17 protein-coding genes are annotated in these 20503 nt (G+C 77.1%); 6 read left to right on the top strand and 11 right to left on the bottom strand.

The window, feature by feature from the left end; genetic code table 11:
• From ACI789_RS13935 to mraZ, 3 genes are all read right to left on the bottom strand, one after another.
• Window positions 1-612, bottom strand: a complete 612-nt coding sequence (locus ACI789_RS13935) for a hypothetical protein (protein ID WP_457009921.1) — start codon at window positions 610-612, stop codon at window positions 1-3.
• On the bottom strand, window positions 609-1586 hold the full coding sequence (gene rsmH, locus ACI789_RS13930) for a 16S rRNA (cytosine(1402)-N(4))-methyltransferase RsmH (protein ID WP_457009919.1): 978 nt from the start codon (window positions 1584-1586) through the stop codon (window positions 609-611). The genes ACI789_RS13935 and rsmH overlap by 4 nt, the downstream gene beginning before the upstream one ends.
• A 413-nt stretch (window positions 1587-1999) precedes the next feature.
• Window positions 2000-2434, bottom strand: a complete 435-nt coding sequence (gene mraZ, locus ACI789_RS13925) for a division/cell wall cluster transcriptional repressor MraZ (protein WP_457009917.1) — start codon at window positions 2432-2434, stop codon at window positions 2000-2002.
• A 429-nt stretch (window positions 2435-2863) separates the two neighbouring features.
• Here mraZ and ACI789_RS13920 point away from each other — a divergent pair, with 429 nt between their 5' ends.
• Genes ACI789_RS13920 through ACI789_RS13910 form a run of 3 tightly spaced genes read left to right on the top strand, consistent with a single transcriptional unit; the run spans window position 2864 to window position 7651 of the window.
• The gene (locus ACI789_RS13920) at window positions 2864-3847 is read left to right on the top strand and encodes an AAA family ATPase (RefSeq protein ID WP_456919691.1); all 984 of its coding nucleotides are present in this window, start codon (window positions 2864-2866) and stop codon (window positions 3845-3847) included.
• 14 nt (window positions 3848-3861) lie between these two features.
• Entirely contained in the window at window positions 3862-5211 is a 1350-nt protein-coding gene (locus tag ACI789_RS13915; RefSeq protein ID WP_457009915.1) for a DUF58 domain-containing protein, read from the top strand.
• A gap of 52 nt (window positions 5212-5263) precedes the next feature.
• The gene (locus ACI789_RS13910) at window positions 5264-7651 is read left to right on the top strand and encodes a transglutaminase family protein (protein ID WP_457009913.1); all 2388 of its coding nucleotides are present in this window, start codon (window positions 5264-5266) and stop codon (window positions 7649-7651) included.
• Between the two features lie 7 nt (window positions 7652-7658).
• On the opposite strand, the gene ACI789_RS13905 is transcribed toward ACI789_RS13910, so the two are convergent.
• From ACI789_RS13905 to dinB, 3 genes are all read right to left on the bottom strand, one after another.
• Window positions 7659-7994 carry a DUF2750 domain-containing protein gene (locus tag ACI789_RS13905; RefSeq protein ID WP_457009911.1) on the bottom strand — a complete coding sequence of 112 codons (336 nt, stop codon included), beginning with the start codon at window positions 7992-7994 and terminating at the stop codon, window positions 7659-7661.
• Window positions 7995-8078: 84 nt separating this feature from the next.
• Window positions 8079-8504, bottom strand: coding sequence for a DUF3040 domain-containing protein (locus ACI789_RS13900; protein ID WP_457009909.1), 426 nt, complete (start codon window positions 8502-8504; stop codon window positions 8079-8081).
• 158 nt (window positions 8505-8662) lie between these two features.
• Window positions 8663-9865, bottom strand: coding sequence for a DNA polymerase IV (dinB, locus tag ACI789_RS13895; RefSeq protein ID WP_456919686.1), 1203 nt, complete (start codon window positions 9863-9865; stop codon window positions 8663-8665).
• A 211-nt stretch (window positions 9866-10076) separates the two neighbouring features.
• Between dinB and ACI789_RS13890 the strand changes: the two genes are divergently transcribed.
• The 3 genes from ACI789_RS13890 to ACI789_RS13880 all read left to right on the top strand — a co-directional run bounded on the left by ACI789_RS13890 (window position 10077) and on the right by ACI789_RS13880 (window position 12698).
• Window positions 10077-10400, top strand: coding sequence for a BatC protein (locus tag ACI789_RS13890; protein WP_457009906.1), 324 nt, complete (start codon window positions 10077-10079; stop codon window positions 10398-10400).
• 308 nt (window positions 10401-10708) lie between these two features.
• Window positions 10709-11737 carry a cupin domain-containing protein gene (locus ACI789_RS13885; protein WP_457009904.1) on the top strand — a complete coding sequence of 343 codons (1029 nt, stop codon included), beginning with the start codon at window positions 10709-10711 and terminating at the stop codon, window positions 11735-11737.
• A 19-nt stretch (window positions 11738-11756) separates the two neighbouring features.
• The gene (locus tag ACI789_RS13880; protein WP_457009902.1) at window positions 11757-12698 is read left to right on the top strand and encodes a sucrase ferredoxin; all 942 of its coding nucleotides are present in this window, start codon (window positions 11757-11759) and stop codon (window positions 12696-12698) included.
• A gap of 3 nt (window positions 12699-12701) precedes the next feature.
• On the opposite strand, the gene ACI789_RS13875 is transcribed toward ACI789_RS13880, so the two are convergent.
• The 5 genes from ACI789_RS13875 to ACI789_RS13855 form a co-directional block, all read right to left on the bottom strand.
• Window positions 12702-13943, bottom strand: coding sequence for a serine hydrolase domain-containing protein (locus ACI789_RS13875; protein ID WP_457009900.1), 1242 nt, complete (start codon window positions 13941-13943; stop codon window positions 12702-12704).
• A 94-nt stretch (window positions 13944-14037) separates the two neighbouring features.
• Window positions 14038-15207 carry an alkaline phosphatase family protein gene (locus tag ACI789_RS13870; protein WP_457009898.1) on the bottom strand — a complete coding sequence of 390 codons (1170 nt, stop codon included), beginning with the start codon at window positions 15205-15207 and terminating at the stop codon, window positions 14038-14040.
• Complete coding sequence (locus ACI789_RS13865) at window positions 15204-15956, bottom strand: class I SAM-dependent methyltransferase (protein WP_456919680.1); 753 nt, start codon at window positions 15954-15956, stop codon at window positions 15204-15206. The genes ACI789_RS13870 and ACI789_RS13865 overlap by 4 nt, the downstream gene beginning before the upstream one ends.
• Before the next feature lie 68 nt (window positions 15957-16024).
• Window positions 16025-16513, bottom strand: coding sequence for a VOC family protein (locus ACI789_RS13860; protein WP_457009896.1), 489 nt, complete (start codon window positions 16511-16513; stop codon window positions 16025-16027).
• Between the two features lie 127 nt (window positions 16514-16640).
• Entirely contained in the window at window positions 16641-20438 is a 3798-nt protein-coding gene (locus tag ACI789_RS13855) for a DNA polymerase III subunit alpha (protein ID WP_457009894.1), read from the bottom strand.
• Window positions 20439-20503 lie beyond the last annotated feature (65 nt).

Raw genomic sequence — 20503 nt, 5'->3', positions numbered from 1 at the left:
TCAGCCTCCCGTGCCGGACTCGGGGTCGGTCGCGGGGTCCTCGGCGGGCCGGGGTTCCCCGCGCAGGGTCACCGTGCCGTCCTCGCCGATCACCAGGTAGGCGGCCGGGCCGGCCGGGACCAGCCCCTCCTCCGCGGCGGCCGAGGCCAGCGCGGCGGGCGTGCTGCCGTCGACGACCTGCTGCTCCAGGCGCTCCACCTCCTGGGCGCGGTCGGCGTTGGCCGACGCCAGCTGCGTCGCCTTGAGCGAGTTGACCGCGATGGCGGTGTTGAGGACCAGCAGGGCCAGCGACGTGCCGACCAGCAGCCCCACCACCAGCAGCACGAACGGGGCCTGCCGGCGGGAGAGCGCGCGGCCGCGGTCCCGGCCCGGCGCGGCGGCACCGGCCGGGCGGGGCGTGGGCCCCGTCGCGAGCGGGCGGGCGCGCAGGCCGCCGGTGCGGACGGGGACGCTGTGTGCACGGCCCGGCCGGTCCGGGCCGGTGAGGGGTGCGCGGGCGCCCGAGGAGCGGTCCGGGGGCACCGGCACCGCGCGGGGGGTGGTCCGGCGCCCGGCGCCGGGGGCGCGGCGCGGCTCCGGCGGGACCCCGGCGGCGCGGGCGGCGGAGCTCATGCGGCCCTCCGGGTGCGCTCGGCGGCACGGACCCGCGCGGAGGCGGCGCGCGGGTTGGCGGCGACCTCGGCATCGGACGGGGCCTCCCCGCCGCGGGTGAGCAGCCGCAGCGTGGGGCCGTACTCGGGCAGCGGCACCGGCATCTCCGGGGGCGTGCGGTCGGTCGCGGCGGCGGTGAGGGTCTGCTTCACGATCCGGTCCTCGAGGGAGTGGAAGGTGATGACGGCGATGCGCCCGCCCACGGCCAGCGCCTCGATCGCGGCCGGCAGGGCCCGCTCCAGGACGCCGAGTTCGTCGTTGACCTCGATCCGCAGCGCCTGGAAGGTCCGCTTGGCGGGGTGCCCGCCGGTGCGGCGGGTGGCGGCCGGGATGGACTCGCGCACCAGCTCGGCCAGACGGCCGGTGCGGGTGAACGGCTCGCGGGCCCGCTCCCGCTCGATGGCCCGGGCGATGCGGCCGGCGAATCGCTCCTCGCCGTAGACGCGCAGCACGCGGGTGAGCTCGGCCGCGGAGTAGGTGTTGACCACGTCGGCGGCGGTGCGCCGCGCGCCGGGGTCCATCCGCATGTCGAGGGGGGCGTCGGCGGCGTAGCTGAAGCCGCGGTCGGGCCGGTCGAGCTGCAGCGAGGAGACCCCGAGGTCGAACAGGACCGCCTGGACCTCCGCCACGCCGAGCCGCTCGAGCACGTCGGGGAGCTCGTCGAAGACGGCGGGCACGACGGTGGCGCGGTCGGCGACGCCCGCGGCCGCCAGCCGCCGGGTCGCCTCCGCGCGGGCGTCGGGGTCGCGGTCCAGGCCGACCAGCCGCAGGCCGGGGTGGGCACGCAGCAGCGCCAGGGAGTGCCCGGCCAGGCCCAGGGTGGCGTCGACCAGCACGGCGCCCTCGGCGGCGCAGGCGGGGGCGAGGAGCTCGACCACCCGGTCGAGCAGCACGGGCACGTGCACCGCGGACGGCGCCGGCTCGGTGCTGCTCATCGTCGACTGCTCCTCGGACGGGGTGGTTCGGCCCGTCCATGGTGGCGCGGGGCGGTGGTCGACGGGTGGAGGGCAGCGGCGTTTCGCCGGTGGTGTCGGGCACCGGTGGGGCGGGGTGGGGGTGGTGGGGCGCAGTGGGGCGGGCTCCCGGGCCGCGAGGGGCGGCCCGCCCCCCGCGGGGCCCGCCTGGCGCCGGGGAAGTGCGTCAGGTGGCGCCCCGCGGGGACGGGGAGGGCCCGTGCCGGCCCGTGCCCGGGGAAGGGCGGGCCGGCGCGCGCCCGGGGCGCGGTGTGCTCCCTGCCGTGCCGCGAGGTCCGAGCCGCGGGGAAGGCGGCTCGGGCCGGACCGGTCGAGCCGCGGGGAAGACGGCTCGGTCGGGGCGGGCCCGGAGGGGGTTCGGGGCGGACGTGGGCTCAGGAGAGGGTGGGCATCCCCTCGCTCTCCATCTCGGCGAACTTCGCCTCCTGCTCGGCCACGTAGGCGTCCCAGGTGGCGGCGTCCCAGATCTCGAAGCGGGTGTCGACGCCGACCACGACCACGTCGCGGTCCAGGCCGGCGTACTGGCGCAGGTTGGCGGGGATGGTGATCCGGCCGGTCTTGTCCGGCTCGACCTCGACCATCGACCCGAAGCCCATGCGGGCCCGCATCCGGGCCTCGGCGGTGTCGGAGGGCGCCATGGCGGCCGCGGCCCGGCTCTGCTCGGCGACCCGCTGCAGGGTCAGGCCGTAGATGCAGTGCTCCTGACCCTTCTTGATCACCATGCCGCCGGCCACCTGCTCGCGGAAGCGGACGGGGAGTGCGAGCCGGCCCTTCTCGTCGAGCCGCAGCGGATAGCTGCCGACGAACACCGGATCACCTCCCCCATCGGTCCTCCTCGTGCTCCGGGGTGCCCCCGGGACGGGCCCTGCCTCCCCACCGGGCCACACAGTAACCCACCACGCCCCACCGGACACCACTCGACACCATCTCGTGACCGCTCTCCCCCACCGCTCCACCCGCAGGTCAGCGCGGCGTCCGGCGGCCCCGGGCGCGGGGTGGGGCCGGGTGGGGCGCGGCGTGGGGTGGAGTGGGGCGCGGGCCGGCCCGGCCGGTCGTCGCGCAGGGTCGCCGTGGGGGTGGGAGGAGCCCCACGAGTTGGGGAACCCACCCGTCCGGTGCCGCGTGACCGCCCGGTGACCGGTCGGCGCACGTACCGTGGGTGGACCGGACCGAGAGGCGCGGTCCCACGGGGAGGGAGCGGCGTTGGGCAGGGAGCCGACGACTGTCGAGGCAGCGCCGTGACGGACCTGGCGCGGACGGCGCAGGACGCGGCCGGTTCCTCGGTCGACGTCGCGGCGGAGGGCGCCCGGATCGCCGCGAACATGGCCCGCGTCGTCCACGGCAAGCCCGACGTCGTCCACCTGGCCCTCGTGGTCCTGCTGGCCGAGGGGCACCTGCTCGTCGAGGACGTGCCGGGCGTCGGGAAGACCACGCTGGCCAAGGCCCTGGCCGCCTCGATCGACGCGAGCGTGCGCCGCATCCAGTTCACGCCGGACCTGCTGCCGAGCGACGTCACCGGGGTGTCGGTCTACGACCAGGAGACCCGCGAGTTCGAGTTCAAGCCGGGGGCGGTGTTCGCCAACATCGTCGTGGCCGACGAGATCAACCGGGCCTCGCCCAAGACGCAGTCGGCGCTGCTGGAGTGCATGGAGGAGCGCCAGGTCACCGTCGACGGGGTCAGCTACGAGCTGGCCCGGCCGTTCCTGGTCGTGGCCACCCAGAACCCGATCGAGATGGAGGGCACCTATCCCCTCCCCGAGGCCCAGCGCGACCGGTTCACCGCGCGGGTCTCGATGGGCTACCCCGACCGCGAGGCCGAGCTGGCCATGCTCGACGACATGGTCACCACCGACCCGCTGGCCTCGCTCACCCCGGTGGCCGACGCCGCGGGGGTGCGGGCGCTGGTCGCCGCGGTCGGCCGGGTGCACGTCTCCGAGGCCGTCCGCCGCTACGTCGTCGCCCTGGTGGAGGCCACCCGCCGCTCCCCCGACCTCCGGCTGGGCGCCTCGCCGCGGGCCGGGCTCCAGCTGCTGCGCACCGCCCGGGCGGCCGCCGCCCTGGCCGGCCGCGACCACGTCCTCCCCGACGACGTCCAGACCGTCGCGGTGCCGGTGCTGGCCCACCGGCTGCTGCTCACCCCGGACGCCGCGGCCGCGCGCCGCCGCGCCGAGCAGGTCGTCACCGAGCTGCTCGCCACCGTCCCGGTGCTCCGCGGACGCTGACGGTGCGCGGCCCGGTGGCGACCGCGCTCGCCACGCTCACCCTCCGGGGCCGCTGCCTCGTGGCCGCCGGGCTGACGCTGCTCCTGCTCGGTGTGCTGCTGGGCGAGCGCCCGCTCGTGCAGGTGGCGGTCTTCGTGCTGGCCCTGCCGCTGCTGTCGGCGGCGGCCGTCGCGCGGCACCGGTTCCGGGTGGCCTCCCGGCGGACGGTGCTGCCCTCCCGCGTCCCCCGGGGCGGGCACGCCGAGGTCCGGCTGGACCTGACCAACGCCGGCCGCGGGACCGGCGGGCTGTGGCTGCTGGCCGAGACCCTGCCCGCCGAGCTCGGGCCCTCGCCGGAGTTCGTCGTCGACCGGCTGCCCGGGGGCGCCACCACGGCCCTGCACTACCGGGTCCACGGCGGGCGCCGCGGCCGCCACCGGCTGGGCCCGCTGCGGCTGCGGCTGGTCGACCCGTTCGGGCTCGTGGCGCGCAGCGTCTCCGGCGCCGACAGCGCCCCGCTGGTCGTGGTGCCGCGGGTCGTCCCGCTCGGCGCCGGCGGGCCGTCCGGCGGCCACGGGGGCGGCGCGTCCGGCGCCCGCCGGTCCATCGCCGTCCACGGTGAGGACGACGTGAGCACGCGGGCCTACCGGCACGGGGACGACCTGCGGAAGGTGCACTGGCGGGCCACGGCGCGCACCGGCGAGCTCATGGTGCGGATGGAGGAGCGCCCGTGGCGGGCGCAGGCCACCCTGCTGCTCGACACCCGGACGCGCGCCCACCTCCTGCTGCGCGGGCACGCCGCGGCCGCCCACGCCGCCGCCGCGACGCCGGACTCCCCGCCGCCGGACAGCTTCGAGTGGCTGGTCGAGGCCGCCGCCAGCATCGGCACGGAGCTCATCGCCCGCGGCGCGACGCTGCGGGTGGTCACCGACGCCGTCGAGCTCGCCCCCGCCGAGCACCGCGACGGGCTGGGGCCCGGTGAGCTGCTCGACCGGCTCGCCGCGCTGACGCCGTCCCGGCTGAGCGGCCTGGGCCCCGGCATCGACCTGCTGGCGCGGGCGGCCGGCGACGGTCCGGTGGTCGCCCTCCTGGGGGCCGTCGGCCCCGACGAGGCCGCCGAGCTGGTGCGCGCCCGCTCCGGCCCCACGAGCGACGTCGCCGTGCTCGCCGACCTGGGCAGCTGGGCCGACGCCGGCGCGGGCCGGGGCCGGCGTCCGCTCGCCGCCGCCCACGGCGAGCTGGCCCGGCAGCAGGAGGCCGCCGCGGACCTGCTGCGGGCCGGGGGCTGGCAGGTCGCGGTCGCCACGGCCACGACCTCGGTCGCCTCGGTGTGGGCGCAGCTGGGGCGGTCGGCGCCGTCCGGGCTCGGGTCGGTGCCGGCGTGAGCGGCTCCGCTGTCGTGCCGGCTCCGCCGGGCGCGGGCGAACAGGTGACCCGGTGACCGGGCTGCGGGAGGTCGGCACGACCCTCGCCGCGGCGGTCGCCACCGCGCTGGGCGCCGTCGCGCTGGTCCCGGTCTTCACCGACCGCAGCTGGCTGCCCCCGGTGCTGGCCGCCGTCGCCGTCGTCGCCCTGGGCGGGCTGGCGCTGCGCGGCGCCGGCGCGGCACTGGAGCGCCGGCTGTTCGGGGACCGGCCCGCCCCCACCCGGTGGGTGGTCCTCGGCGTGCCGCTGGTCCCGCTCGGCCAGCTGGCGCTGCTCGGGTGCCTGCTGACCGCACTGTTCGCCCCGGCCCGGGCCGGCGGCGGGTGGCTGCCCACGAGCGGCAGCGTCACCGACCTCGCCGCGGTGCTGGTGGACGGGACGGCGGAGCTGCGGGAGCAGTCCACCCCGGCGCTGCCGCTGACCGGTCTGCTGGCGCTGACCACGGTGCTGGTGGGCCTGGTGGCGATCGTGGTCGACCTGGTGGCCGTCGGCGGCCGGCAGCCGGCACTGGCGGGCCTGGGGCTGCTGGTCCTGTTCTGCGTCCCGGTGAGCACGGTGACCGGCACGATCGGCGCCCTGCCGGTGGTCGCCCCCGCGGCCGGCCTCGCACTGCTGCTGTGGGCCGACCAGCACCGGCGGCTGGGCGGGCGGTCGCCCGAGGGGCGCCGCCCGCTGCTGGGCACCGGCACGCTGACCGCCGTCCGCACGGGGGCGGTCGCCGTCGTCCTCGGCCTGGTGGTGGGCGCGGTCGTGCCCACACTGACCGAGGGCACCTTCGCCGGCGGGATCGGCGGCACCGGCGGCGGCGCGACCGGGACGGCGCTGGACCCGGCCGCCGCGCTGCAGGGACAGCTGACCCTGCCCGAGCCGATCGACCTGCTCAGCGTCGACGCCTCGGTGGAGGACCCCGGCTACCTGCGGGTCGTCGCCCTCGAGGTCTACGACAACGACGACGGGTGGACCGTCGGCAACCTCGACGGGGAGGAGTCGGTCGCCGACGACGACGAGCTCGCCCCCCTGCCCGGACGCCGCGACGGGCGGCCGGTCGACGCGCTGATCACCGCGCTCGGCCACGAGGACCGCTTCCTCCCGGTCCTGTACTCGCCCCTCGCGGTGCAGGTCGCCGACGCCGACCGCTGGCGGTTCGACCCGGCCACGTCCACCGTCTTCGGCCGCGACGCGACCACGGCAGGACGGACCTGGTCGGTGGCCTCGGTGGAGCCGCGGCCCGGCGAGGAGGAGCTGGCCGGCGCCGGGCCGCTGCCGGCCGAGCTGCCGCTGGTCCAGCGCTACACGGCCCTGCCGCCGCTGGACCCCAGCGTGCCGGAGCTGGTCGGCCGGCTCACCGACGGGCTGACCGGGCCCTACGAGCGGGTCCGGGCGCTGTACGACTACTTCACCGACCGGGACAACGACTTCGTGTACTCCCTGTCGACGGCCCCGGGCACCACCGGCGACGACCTCCTCGACTTCCTGCGGCTGCGGCGCGGCTACTGCGAGCAGTACGCCGGGGCGATGGCCGTCCTGGTGCGCGCGGCCGGCGTGCCCGCCCGGGTGGTGCTCGGCTACACCCCCGGGACCGTGCAGCCCGACGGCAGCCGGCTGGTGACCAGCGACGACGCGCACGCGTGGGTCGAGGTGTACTTCGACGACCTTGGGTGGATCCCGTTCGACCCGACGCCGATCGACGTGGACCGGGCGGTGGACCTGCCGTGGTCGCCCCGGACCCAGGACCAGGAGGCCGATCCGCGCACGGACGCCCCGACCGCGCCGCTGCCGGCCCCGGTCACCCCCACCCCGCAGGTCGACCGGGCGCCGCAGGCCACCCCGGCGCCGCAGCAGGCCGAGGAGTCCGCGCAGTGGGTGCGCCCGGTGCTGCTCGGCGCCGCGGCGGTGCTGGGCGTCGCGGCCCTGGCCGCCGTCCCGGCCGGGCTGCGGGCGCTGCAGCGGCGCCGCCGGCTGGCCGGCGACGACCCCGCGGGGCTGTGGGACGAGCTGACCGCGACGGCGCTGGACGTGGGGCTGGAGGGGGACCCGGCGCGCACGCCGCGCCAGACCGCCGGGCACCTGGCCGCCGCGGTCGCCGAGCGCAGCGCGGCAGGCGGCACCCGCACCCGGGGCCGCCACGGGCCGGATCCGGCCGCGGCCGCGGCCGACGCCGTCGCCCGGCTGGCCGGCGCCGAGGAGGCGGCCAGCTACGCGCGGCCGGGCAGCGCGCCGGCGGCCGGGCCGGAGCTCCGGGCGACGCTGGCCACCGCCCGCCGCGCGCTGCTGTCGACGGCGCCGCGGCGGACGCGGCTGCGGGCCCTGCTGTGGCCGGCGTCCCTGGGCGCCGCCCTGTGGCCGCGCGGGGCCCGGCCGGCCCTGCGCCTGGGCCGGCGGACGGCGGTGCGCGGCTGAGCGGGCCTCAGTCGGGGCGGTCCACCTGCAGCCGCAGGACCTGCTCGGTGAACTCGGTCAGGGGCACCGGCCGGCCGCCGTCCCCCGCGTTGAGCACGGCCGCGGACACCCCGCCGTCCAGCCAGCCGGGGATCTCCTCCAGCAGGGTGTCGAGGTCGAGGAAGACCGGCGCCTCACCCGGGTCGGCGGCGGCTGCGGCCTCCGCGGTGGCCAGCTCCGCGGAGGTCCACAGCGGGACGACGTCGCGGCCGTCCTCGCCGGCCCACGGGACGATGCCGTCGGCGTCCCCCCAGCCCCACAGCCCGCCGTCGGCGGCCAGTGCCTGCCACACCGGATCGGTCACGGTTCCTCCTCGCGGTTCGCGGGCCCCTGACGCGCGACAGCCGCCGTCCCGGAGGACGGCGGCTGTCGCGGCGAGGCGGTCGGGCTACTGGTCGTAGCGGCGGCGGAAGCGCTCCTCCAGCCGGTTCTTCAGCGGCTGCCGGCGGGGCTTGCCGCCGCGGCCGCGGGACGCCGGACCGGCGGCGGGCCCGGTGGAGCCGGCCTCGGCCACACCGGTGGCGTTCTTGTAGTTGAGGACGGCGAGCGCCAGCCCGCCGAAGGCGATCAGGAAGCCGAGGACACCGAGCGGCACCCACGACGCCACGGCGCCGCCCACGAGGACGGCCATCCCGACCAGGACGAGGAGAGCGCCCAGCTGCAGTCTGCGGCGGGCCTTGATCCGGCGATCACCGGTGCGGACGGACGAGGCGAACTTCGGATCGTCATCGACGAGGGCGCGCTCGATCTGCTCCAGCAGTCGCTGTTCGTGCTCGGAGAGCGGCACGTCGACCTCCAGGTGGGCCAAAGCCAAGACCCGACGGCGGTGCCCGCCGTCGGTGACAACGAGGATACGAGCCCTTTGCGGGGCGCGAAAGGCGAGTCGGCGCCGACCCGCCGTGATCACTCTCGCGGGGTGGGACGGCACCGCCAGGAGAGACGAACGGGCGCCCTCGCGGGTTCCTCGGACCGTCACCGGGCGTGCTGGCCGCCGCGGTGCAGCAGCGTCGCCGGGCGCACCGCACCGGCCCCGAACCGGCGGGCGGCGCGGTCGGCGGCGAGCTCGGCCTCCCGGCGGCCGTGCTCGCGGGCACCCAGCTGCAGCTGGCGCGGTGCGGAGCCGGCCTCCACCAGCCGCTCGGCGCGCACGCCGACCAGCCGGATCCGCGCCCGCTGCAGGCCCAGGGCGTCGAACAGGGCGCGGGCGGTGTCGTAGAGCTCCTGCCCGACGTCGGTGGGGACCTCGAGGGTGCGGGAGCGGGTGATCGTGGTGAAGTCGGCGAAGCGCACCTTGATGGTCACGGTGCGGGCCAGCCAGCCGCCCGAGCGCAGCCGGCCCGCCGTCCGCTCGGACAGCCGCAGCAGCTCGCGGTGGATGACCGCCGGGTCGTCGACGTCGGTGCCGAAGGTCTCCTCGTGCCCGGTCGACTTCTCCGGCTCGTCGGGCACCACCCGGCGGGGGTCGCGGCCCCACGCCAGCTCGTGCAGGTGGGTGCCGGCGGCCTGGCCCACCGCCCGCTGCAGGGTGCGCGCCGGCACGTGGGCGAGGTCACCCACCGTGCGCAGCCCCAGCCGCACCAGCACCTCCTCGGTCTTGGCGCCCACCCCCCACAGGGCGCCGACGGGCAGCGGGTGCAGGAACGCCATGACCTCGGCCGGGCGGACGACGAGCAGCCCGTCGGGCTTGGCCCGGGTGGAGGCCAGCTTCGCGACGAACTTCGTGCCCGCCACGCCCACCGAGCAGGTGATGCCCTGCTCGTCGTAGACGCGGGCGCGGATGTACTCCCCGATCTCGGCCGCGTCGCCCAGCCGGCGCCCGGCACCGGAGACGTCGAGGAACGCCTCGTCCAGGCTCAGCGGCTCCACGAGCGGGGTGATGGAGCGGAACAGCGCCATGACCGCGCGGGAGACCTCGCCGTAGAGCGCCAGGTCCCCCGGTAGCACCGTCGCGGTCGGGCACAGCCGCAGCGCGCGGGACGTCGGCATCGCGGCGTGCACCCCGTAGCGACGGGCCTCGTAGGTGGCCGAGGTGACGACCCCGCGGTTGCCGGCCCCGCCCACGATGACCGGGGTGCCGGCCAGCTCGGGGCGGCGGCGCACCTCGACGCTGGCGAAGAACGCGTCCATGTCGACGTGCAGCACGGTGCAGCCGGCGGCGCGGGCGGACTGGCTCATGACCCCTTCCCGAGTCGAACACGTGTTCGACGACGGGAGGACGGTAACGCCCCCGGCACGGTCCGGGCATCTCCGCCCCGTGTCGTGACCGACCTGTTGCCCACCTGCCGTTCCCGCTGGTCGGACCCGGGGTGTGAGAGCAGGATCGGGGAGGTACAGCACGCCCGGAGGCCACCATCCGGTGGCCCGCGACCGATCGGATCGGAGACCCATGGCGCTCGACGACGATGACATGACCACGGCCGGCGTGGGCGACGGCGGCGCCGATGGTGGCGCGGACGGCGGGGCCGACGGCGGCGCGGACAGCGGCGCGCACGGCCCGGCCGACGGCGGGGCTGCCGGCGGCGGCTCCGACGGGGGCGCGGACGGCGGGGCCGACGGTGGTGCCGACGGCGGCGCGGACGGCGGGGCCGACGGCGGTGCGGACGGTGGTGCCGACGGCGGCGCGGACGGCGGGGCCGACGGTGGCGCGGACGGCGGCGCGGACGGGGGCGCTGACGGGGGTGCCGACGGCGGCGCGGACGGTTCCGCCTGACCGAGAACCCCACCGCGCAGGGCCGGCCGGAGCTCCGGCCGGCCCTGCGTCGGTGCACCGCCCTCGACCCGCAGGTCTTCGCCGCGGAGTACTGGTCCCGCCGGCCGCTGCTCACCCGCGCCGAGGAGACCGGCGGGTCCTTCGCCGACCTGCTCGACCTGGCCGCGGTCGACGAGCTGCTCTCCCGGCGGGGGCTGCGCACCCCGTTCCTGCGGATCGCCAAGGACGGCGCCGTCGTCGACCCCAAGCGGTTCACGACCTCCGGGGGCGCCGGCGCCGAGATCGCCGACCAGGTCTCCTCCGACGCGGTGCTGCGGCTGTTCGCCGACGGGAGCACCGTGGTCCTCCAGGGCCTGCACCGGCTGTGGCCGCCGCTGATCGAGTTCGCCGACCAGCTGGCCGCGGACCTGGGGCACCCGACGCAGGTCAACGCCTACGTCACCCCGCCGTCCTCGCGCGGGTTCTCCCCGCACTACGACGTGCACGACGTCTTCGTGCTGCAGGTCGCCGGCGAGAAGCACTGGCGCATCCACGAGCCGGTGCTGCCCGATCCGCTGCGCACCCAGCCGTGGAACGACCGGGCCGCCGCCGTGGCCGCCGCTGCCGAGCGCGACCCGGTCATCGACGCGGTGCTCCGCCCCGGCGACGCCCTCTACCTGCCCCGCGGCTACCTGCACTCGGCGGTCGCGCTGGGCGAGATCAGCGCGCACCTGACCGTCGGCGTGCACCCGGTCACCCGCTGGGCGGCCGCCGAGTCGGTGCTCGACCTGGTGCGGGTGCTCGCCGCCGAGGACCCCGCGCTGCGCGGCTCGCTGCCCCTCGGCGTCGACCTGGCCGACCCGGCGGTCGTCCGCGACGACGTGACGGCGGTCGTGGCCGGCCTCAAGGAGTGGCTGGACCGCGTCGACCCCGCCGAGGTCGCCGACCGGCTGCGCGCGCGGACCTGGGCGCAGGTCCGGCCCGAGCCGGTCCCCCCGCTGGCCCAGGCCACCGCGGCGGCGGCCCTCTCCCCCGACACCGTGCTGCGGGTGCGTCGGCGGCTGCGCTGCTGGCTGGGCGAGCCGGGCGACGGGCGGGTGACGCTGGTCGCCGGCCGTCGGACGCTGGAGCTGCCCGCCGACACCCGGCCCGCGCTGGCCGGGCTGCTGGCCGCCGGCGAGCTCAAGGTCGCCGACCTGCCCGGTCTGGACGCCGCCGACCAGCTCACCCTGGCCCGGCGGCTGGTGACCGAGTCGATCGCGGTCGTGCCGGACGCCACCGCACCGGACGCCGTCGTCGGGCGCGCCCTCGCGGGGCACGATGAGGACCGTGACCGCACGCCCGGGACCGGACCGTGAGCCGGGTGGGCCACCGGGCGTGACCGATCCGACCGACTTCTGCCGCCCGGCGGAGGCACCCGGACGTCCGGTCGGCCGGATCGCCGAGGACCGCTGCTCGGTGCGGGCGCTGGCCCGCGGGGACTCCGCGGTCGCCACCGCCTCCCCGGCCCAGCGCTGGCTGCTGATCGAGCAGGCCGGGCCGTGGGGCGTCGACGCGCTCACCCAGTCCCGCTTCGACACCGCCGTCGCCCGGCGGCTGGCGCACCGCGCCCGGCTGGAGAACGTGCGGGTGCTGATGGTGCGCCGGCCCGGGGAGCGGCCGGCCGACGCGCAGCGGCGGTGGGCCTACGTCGACGGCCGGCCGGGGCGCGAGGGCCTGTGGTGGTCGGCGCGCACCAGCGACGAGGAACTGGTCGACGCGCCGTGGGACGGGTCGGTCGGCGAGCCCGCCGGGGGACCCACCTACCTGGTGTGCGCGCACGGCGGACACGACGCCTGCTGCGCGCTGCGCGGCCGCCCGCTGGCCAAGGTGATGCCCGCCGCGGACGTGTGGGAGTGCAGCCACCTCGGCGGCGACCGGTTCGCCGCGAACGTCCTCGTGCTGCCGCACGGCTTCTACTACGGGCAGGTGCCCGACGACGGCTCGGTGCTGGTGTCCGCGCACGCCGCGGGCGAGGTGGCCCTGCCCTGGCTGCGGGGCCGCGCCGGCTGCCCCCCGCCGGTGCAGGCGGCGCAGCACACCGCCCGGGGGCGGCTCGGGCTGCTCGGCGTGGACGCGCTCCCGCCCCGGGGCGTGCGCCGCCTGACACCGGCCGGGGCCGAGATCGAGCGGTGGGTGGTGACCCTCGCCGGCCCCGACGGCGACGTGGTGGCCGAGGTGGAGAGCCGGCCCTCGGAGGAGGCCGCCCGGCTGACCTGCCGGGCGACCCACGAGGCGCACACCCGCACCTGGTCGGTGCGGCTGGTCCCGGCGGTCTAGCGGTCAGGCCGCCTGCTGGGCCGGTGGGACCAGCCCGTGCTCGGTCAGCGTGCCGTACACGGTCGTCGCCAGGGCCCCGATCCGGTCCTCGTCCGGTGAGCTGTTCAGGTTCACGGCGGCGATCACGCCGGAGTCCGGGAAGTAGACGTGCAGGGCGCGGAAGCCGAGCGTCTGGCCCTCGTAGAACCAGAAGGTGCCCAGGTCGTCGGTCATCTGGGCGATCCCGAGGGCGAACCCCATGGGGTCCTCGGCGGAGGTCGACTCGATGGGCTGCCCGGTCGCCGTCGACACCAGGCTCTCCAGCTCGTCCTGCTGCTGCGGGGGCAGCAGGTCCCCCTCGTACAGGGCGCGTTCCCAGCGGGTCATGTCGGCCGTCGTGGCCAGGATGCCGCCCGCGCCGCGTGCCCAGGAGAGGCTGTCCCGGCTGACGTCCTGCCCGCGCAGCGGCGCGAGCCCGGGGTCCCCGGTCCGGGTGTAGTAGCCGGCCGGCATGCGGTCGGCGATCTCATCCGGGTAGAGGTGCGGCCGGTAGTGCGTGTCCTCGAGGTCGAGGGGGTCGATGATCCGGTCGTAGAGCTGGTCCTCGTAGCTCTCCCCCGTCACCGCCTCGACGATCAGCTCACCGAGCACGTAGTTCGTGTTCGAGTAGCTGTACCCGGAGGTCGCCGGGACGCCGTCGACGTAGGCGATCAGCTCCTTAGGGGAGAAGTCCCGCAGCGGGTCGGCGGCGTAGTCGGCGAGCATGCCCTGCTGGTCGTCGTAGGTCGGGATGCCGCTGGTCATGTCCAGCAGCCGCCGGATGGGGACGTCGGCCCACTGCGGGTACTGCGGGAGCCAGTCGGTGACGGTGTCCTCGATCGACAGGCGGCCCTCGGCCTCGAGCTGCAGCAGGAGCACCGAGGTGAACGCCTTGGTGTTGCTGCCGATCTGCCACAGCGCGTCGGGTCCCACCGGCACGGACCCGCCGAACTCCGTCGTCCCGGCGCTGACGTCGACCCGCTCCTCCCCCGGGACGTCGACGGTCAGCCCGGCGCCCGACACGTGCTCCGCGGCGCCGCGCTCCTGCAGGTACGCCTCGAGGTCGGCGCGCAGGTCCGCCACCAGGGCCGGGTCGGGGTCCTGGCTCACCGCCCGAGCGGCTGTCGCCGGTGAGACCAGGCCGGCCACCACGAGGGACGCCGCGGCGACCGGCACGCAGGCCAGACGGGTCCGGACAGGGTCGAGGCGTGTGCGTCGGGTGCTCATCGCGGACTCCGCCCAGACGGCATCAGGGACACCGAACGGCCGGAGACTCGTCCTCCCGGCGGCGGCCGTCAACGGCCCCGGGGCCTGCGCGCGGTCAGGAGAGGGCGCGCCCCCGCGCGGCGAGCAGCGGGATGGCCAGCTCGGTCGCGGTGAGTGAGCCGTGGTAGCCGACCAGCCGGCTGGGGCCGGGCTCCCGCTCGGTCGCGGTGAGCGCCCACGTGCCGCGCGCCAGCGCGACGACGTCGCCGATCCGCGCGGCCAGCCCGTCGTCGACGGGCCCGAAGACGCCGCTGGCGACGGCCTCGTCGCGCCCGGCGACCCACGCCCGCTCGCCCAGCAGCTCCCGCCACCGGGCCAGCAGGTCGGCCTCCGCGCCGGGCACGGCGTGCACGTACCGGGCCCGCGGCTCACCGGCGAGCAGCCGCACGCCCTCGGTGAGCTCGGGTGCGGCGTCCAGGTCGAGCCGGGTGTCCGGCGGGACGTCGAACATGCCGTGGTCGGCGGTGACCAGCAGCGCCGCGTCGTCCGGCAGGCCGGTGACCACCTGCTCGACGAGCCGGTCGACCAGGGCCAGCTGCGCCCGCCAGCTGGCCGAGTCGACCCCGCGGACGTGCCCGGTGAGGTCGAGCTCGGCGGTGTAGCCGTAGACGAGGGTGCGGGGTGCGGCGGCCAGCGCCTCCAGCAGCCGGGCGGCGAGGTCACCGGCGCCGACGGTCCCGGAGTAGCGGGCGCCGCGGTAGGCCGCGTCGGTGAGGCCGCTGCCGGCGAAGGCGTAGGGGGCGACGGCGGTGACCGGCACGCCGGCGTCGGCGGCCTGCTGGAAGACGCTGCGCCGGGGTTGCCAGATCGCGGGGTCGGGGTCGTCGGACCACTGCACGTGGTTGAGCGTCCGCTCCTCCCCCGGCACCGCGGTGACGAAGCCCAGGACGCCGTGGCTGCCGGGCGGGAGTCCGGTGCCGAGGCTGGTGAGGCTGACCGGCGTGGTGCTGGGGCAGGGCGCGGAGAGGTCGCCGACCGGGGTGGCCAGCCCGGCCAGGGTGGGGGCGAGGTCGGCGTGCGCCCGGACCAGGTCGGCACCGAGGCCGTCGACCAGCAGCACGGCGACGCGGCGGGCACCGGCCAGCGCGGCGGTGAGGTCCAGGGGGTCGGGCGGGAGGTCGCCGCGCGCGACCGGGACGCCGAGCGCGGTGGCGACGCCGGGCAGGACGTCGGCGAGGGTGGCGGCGCCGTAGGCCGGGCGCTGCAGGTCGGGCGGCAGGCTCACGGACGGGTCGCCAGGACGTGCAGCCCGGCGGCGACCTCGCGGTAGGGCGAGCTGCCGGCCAGGGCCATCTCCAGCCGGCGGACGGCGTCGGGGTCGGCGCCGGAGGCGACGTCGAGCAGGTCGGCGACGACCGACACCCCGCGCCAGGTGCCCGGGCGCAGGCCGGCGGCCTCGACGAGGGCGAGCAGGCCGTCGGGGGTGAACCGGCGCCGGGCGGGGTGGGCGGGACGGGCGGGTTCGCGGCCCTCAGCCAGGGCCAGCGCCTCGACGGGGTGGCCGGCGACGGCGCGGGCCAGGACGGCGCCGGCGCGGTTGGCGCTGGCCACGCTGGCGGTGCCGCCGGGGCGCAGCGCCCGGGTGATCTCGCGGAGGGTGGTGGCCGGGTCGTCGACGACCTCGAGCACCGAGTGGCACAGGGCGAGGTCGTAGCTGCCCTCGCCGTCGTCGCCGGGCGGGATGACCTCGTGCAGCAGGTCGCCGTCGCCCTGCACGCCGTGGACCCGCTCCCCCACCCCCGCGGTCTGCGCGCGGCGGTTCAGGGTGGCGAGGGCGTCGGCGCTCGGGTCGACGACGGTCACCCGGTGGCCGAGGCGGGCGAGCGGGACGGCGAAGTTGCCGCTCCCCCCGCCGACGTCGAGGACGCGCAGGGGGGTGCCCGCCGCGACGACCGGGTCGAGGGCGGCCCAGACGGCGGCCGCGCGGGCGGGCAGCTGGTCCGCGGTGGAGGAGGCGGGAGCAGACGGCGGCACCCGTCGCAGCCTAGTGGCGGGCGCGGCAGGTCACAGCGGCGCGCGGGGGCCGCCGTCCCCCGGCGCCCTCAGGCGGGAACGCCGTCCGCGGCCCGCCTGATCTCGGCGATGTCGATGCGGCGCATCTGCAGCATGGCCTGGGTGGCGCGCTGCGCCCGGCCGGGGTCGGGGTCGCTGAGCAGGGCGGTCAGCTCGACGGGGACGACCTGCCAGGAGACGCCGAACCTGTCCTTGAGCCAGCCGCACTGGCTCTCCTCGCCGCCGTCGGCGGTCAGCCGGTCCCAGTAGTGGTCGGCCTCCTCCTGGTCGGCGCACATGATCTGGAAGGAGATGGCCTCGGTGAAGGGGAACTGCGGCCCGCCGTTGAGCGCCGTGTACTCCTGGCCGTCGAGGGTGAAGTTCACGGTGAGGACGTCGCCCTCCTTCATCGGCGGCGGCATGTCCGGGCCGTAGCGGGTCACCTCGCCGATCGAGCTGTTCGGGAAGACCGAGGTGTAGAGCTGGGCTGCCTGCTCGGCGTGGCCGTCGAACCACAGGCACGGGATCTGCTTCGGCATCGGGGTCCTCCTGGATCGGTGTGGTCCGTCGGCAGGTAGACGCCGCGGCCGCCCGGAACTCATCGGCCGCTCTCGGCCATCCTCCAGGGGCCCTCCGCCTGAGCGTGGGGGGAGGGCGGTCCATTTCTCAGTGGCCGGAGCTGCCGGGGCTGGAGTGCCACAGCTTGCGCGGTGCCGCCGCGGCACGGCGGGCGGCGGTCGCGGCGTCGTCCCCGGCGGGCTTGATGTCGGCGTAGGGCGACATCCGGAACCCCGTCGGGTGGACCAGCACCGGCTTGACCACCACCGGCCGGGAGCCGTGCGAGGCCGCGGCCCCCGCGATGGCCGCCTCGGTGTACTCCCCCGGCGCGGCCATGTGCTCGGCCACCGCGGCCGTGCCGCCGGTCTCCCAGGCCTCGTGCAGCGCGGGCAGCTCCCACGCACCGGTGGCCCGCAGCGACACGCCCCGCGGGCCGGTGCGCCGCAGCACCCCGCGGATCACCAGCAGCCAGGAGTGGAAGACCGTGGCGGCGTAGGGCCCCTGCGCATCCTCGAAGAACGTGGCGTCGGTGCAGCCGGTGCCGTCGTCGAGGGTCACGAAGACCACCCGGCGGCCGGAGCGGATCGGCGGCGTCTGGGTCGCCACCTTGACCCCGGCGACGAGCACCTCCGCGCCGCTGCGGCAGCCGAGCAGCTCGCCGGCCGGCACCGCGCCGATCGCGGCGAGGAACGGCCGGTAGAAGTCGACGACGTGCCGGCTGGCGTCCAGGCCGAGCACCTCCAGCTCGGCCCGCACCAGCTCGGCGTCGGTGAACTCGGGCAGCCCGCTGCCCTCGGCCCAGCTCAGCCCGGGCTCCTCGGTCCCCGCCTCCCCGGTGCCGGCCTCCTCGCCGGGGAGCTCCAGCCCCATGAGGTCGAGGCTGAGCTGCCCGTTCGAGCTCGCCCGCGCGCCGCTGCGGCTCCACCGGTCCAGCTCGCCGATCTGCAGCAGCAGGTCACGCCGGGTGACCTGCCGGCGGCTGCGGGTGGGGCGGCCGGCCTCGCGGTCGCGCACCCCGAAGCCGTAGAGGGAGTCGAAGCCGCCGGCCAGCACCAACCGCTCGACCACCGGCCGGGACACCGACGCCCGGTGCCAGAAGTCGGTCAGCGACCGGTAGGGCTGCCCCGCGACGACGCGGGCCACCTCCTCCTCGGCGATGCCCTTGACGTCGGCCAGCGACAGCCGGATGCCGTAGCGCGACGGGTCGGCCATCGACGCGGGCATCCACTCGGGCCGCCGCCAGGACGGCTCGGCGTCGGCGTCCCCGTCCTCGTCGTCGCGGAGCCGCTCCACCCGGTAGGCCGCGCCGGAGGCGTTGACGTCCAACCCGAGCACCCGGACGCCGAAGTTGCGGGCGTCGTCGAGGATCAGCCGCTTGGGGTACATGCCCGGGTCGTGGGTGAGCACCCCGGCGAGGAAGGCCGCCGGGTGGTGCGCCTTGAGCCACGCCGACTGGTACGTGGGCAGCGCGAACGCCGCCGCGTGGGCCTTGCAGAAGCCGAACGAGCCGAAGGCGACCAGCACCTCCCAGACCTGCTCGGCCACCTCGGGCGGGTAGCCCGAGGCCAGCGCGCGGGGGATGAACCAGGTGCGCACCTCGGGGTGGGCGTCCCGCTCCCCCAGCGCGCGGCGCACCTCGTCGGCCTCGGCCAGGGTGCAGCCGGTCATCCGGGACACGATCTGCAGCACCTGCTCGTGGAAGACCACCACCCCGGCGGTCTGCTCGAGCGCGAACTCCAGGTCGGGGTGCGGGTAGACCGTCTCCCGCCAGCCGTTCCGGGCCAGGAGGAACGGGGTGACCATGTCGCTCTTCACCGGCCCGGGTCGGAACAGCGAGATGTCGATGATGATGTCCTCGAACGTCTCGGGCCCGAACTTGCCGACCAGCTCCCGCTGCCCCGGCGACTCGATCTGGAACATGCCGAGCGTGCGGGTGCTGCGGATCAGCTCGAACGTCGTCGGGTCGTCCCGCGGAACGGCGTCGATGTCGACGGTCACGCCGTCGACCCGGGCCACCTCGTCGAGGGCGTGGGCGATCGCCGACTGCATCCGGATGCCGAGCAGGTCCAGCTTGAGCAGCCCGAGTTCCTCGACGTCGTCCTTGTCGAACTGGCTCATCGGGTAGCCCAGGAAGCTGTTCTCGACGGGGGTGCGGTCGAGCAGCGTGGCGTCGGAGAGCAGCACGCCGCACGGGTGCAGCGCGATGTGCCGGGGCAGCCCGTCGAGGCGGGCGACCAGGTCGAACAGCAGGTCCAGGTCGCCGGTGCCGCCGGCCCGTCGCGACCCGAACCGGCTGGCCCGCAGCTCCGGGAGGTCCTTGAGCGCGGCGTGCACCTGGTTGGCCCGGATGTGCGGGAAGGCCTTGGCCACCGCGTCGATCTCGGCCGGGGGCAGCCCGAGGGCGGCGCCGACGTCGCGGATGGCGTGCCGCACCCGGTAGGTGTCCATCATCGAGATGCAGCTGACCCGGTGGGCGCCGAAGCGCTCGATCACCGCGTCGTAGACCTCCATCCGGCGCGCGGACTCCACGTCGATGTCCACGTCGGGCAGCTGGTGGCGCAGCGGGGAGAGGAAGCGCTCCATCAGCAGGCCGTAGCGGATCGGGTCCACGTCGGAGATGCCCAGCAGGTAGGTGACCAGGCTCCCCGCGCCCGACCCGCGCGCCGCCGCCCGCACCCGCAGGCCCCTGATCAGGTCGACCACGTCGGCGACGGTGAGGAAGTAGGAGGGGTAGCCGAGGGAGTCGATGACCTCCAGCTCCTCCTCCAGGCGGACCCGCACCCGCTCGGTGAGCGCCATCCCGCGCCGGCCCAGGCCGGCCTCGCAGCGGGCGCGCAGCACCTGCGACGGGCTCATCCCCTGCTCGGCCGGGGTGGTGACCACGTCCAGCTCGGGGTAGCGCACCGTGCCGATGCCGAGGTCGGCCCGGACGTCGACGGCGCACTGCTCGGCCAGCCGGGCGGTGCGCTCCAGCAGCCGCAGCACCGCGTCGCGGTCGGGCCCGACGACGTCCTCGGCGACCTCGGCCATCTCCTTGCCCGACTTCAGGTACCCCTCGGCGGTGCGCCGGTCGACGTGCCGGGTGTCCAGCGGGACCAGCCGGCGCGCGGCGTCGAGGACGTCGGCGGTGGGGGCGTCGAGGGCGTCGACGTAGCGGACGGCGTTGGTCAGCACCACCGGCACGCCCTCCGCGGCGGCGAAGCGCAGCATCGCCCCGGCCCGGGCGCGGTCGCCCTGCCCGCGGTGGTGGACCAGCTCGAGCACCAGGGAGCCGGGGCCGAAGACCGCGCGCCAGGCGGCCAGCCGGGCGGAGGCGACGTCGGCCCGGCCCGCGGCCAGCGCCCGGCCCACCGGGGAGTCCGGCCCCAGGAGCGCGACCAGCCCCGGCGCGTGCTCAGCGGCCAGCGCCAGCGAGCTCACCGGCTCCCCCCGGGTGCCGCGCAGGTGGGTGGCGCTGGTGAGCCGGCACAGCGACCGCCAGCCGGCGCCGTCCCGGGCGAGGAAGGTGACCCGGGGCAGCCGCGGGTCGACGACGGCCCCGCCCCGGGCCGGCGCCCGGCGTCCGGAACCGGGGCGACCGGCGGTGCCGTCCGGCGCGCCCGGCCGGCGCGCGCGGGTCCGCTCCGCGGAGTGCCCGTCGCCCAGCACCGGCGCCAGGGCCGGCGGCACCGTGCTGTCCACCGTGGGGACGACGGCGAGGTCCACCCCGAACAGCGGCCGGATGTCGGCCGCCCGGCAGGCGAGGGCGAACTTCACCGCGCCGTAGAGCCCGTCGCGGTCGGTCAGCGCCAGGGCCCGCATGCCGTGCTCGGCGGCCCGGTTCACCAGGTCGGCCGGGTGGTTGGCCCCGTACTGCATGGAGTAGCCCGAGGCGACGTGGAGGTGGACGAAGGGGTCGGCGTTCACGCTCCCGGCTCGCCGGCGCTCACCGGTCGCGGAACCGGGGGTGCCGCCTCCCCGCGTGAGCTCGC

The organism is Geodermatophilus sp. SYSU D00965 (assembly GCF_054050075.1).
Note: the sequence above shows the minus strand (reverse complement) of the source record. Positions and strands in the feature narration are given on the sequence as shown.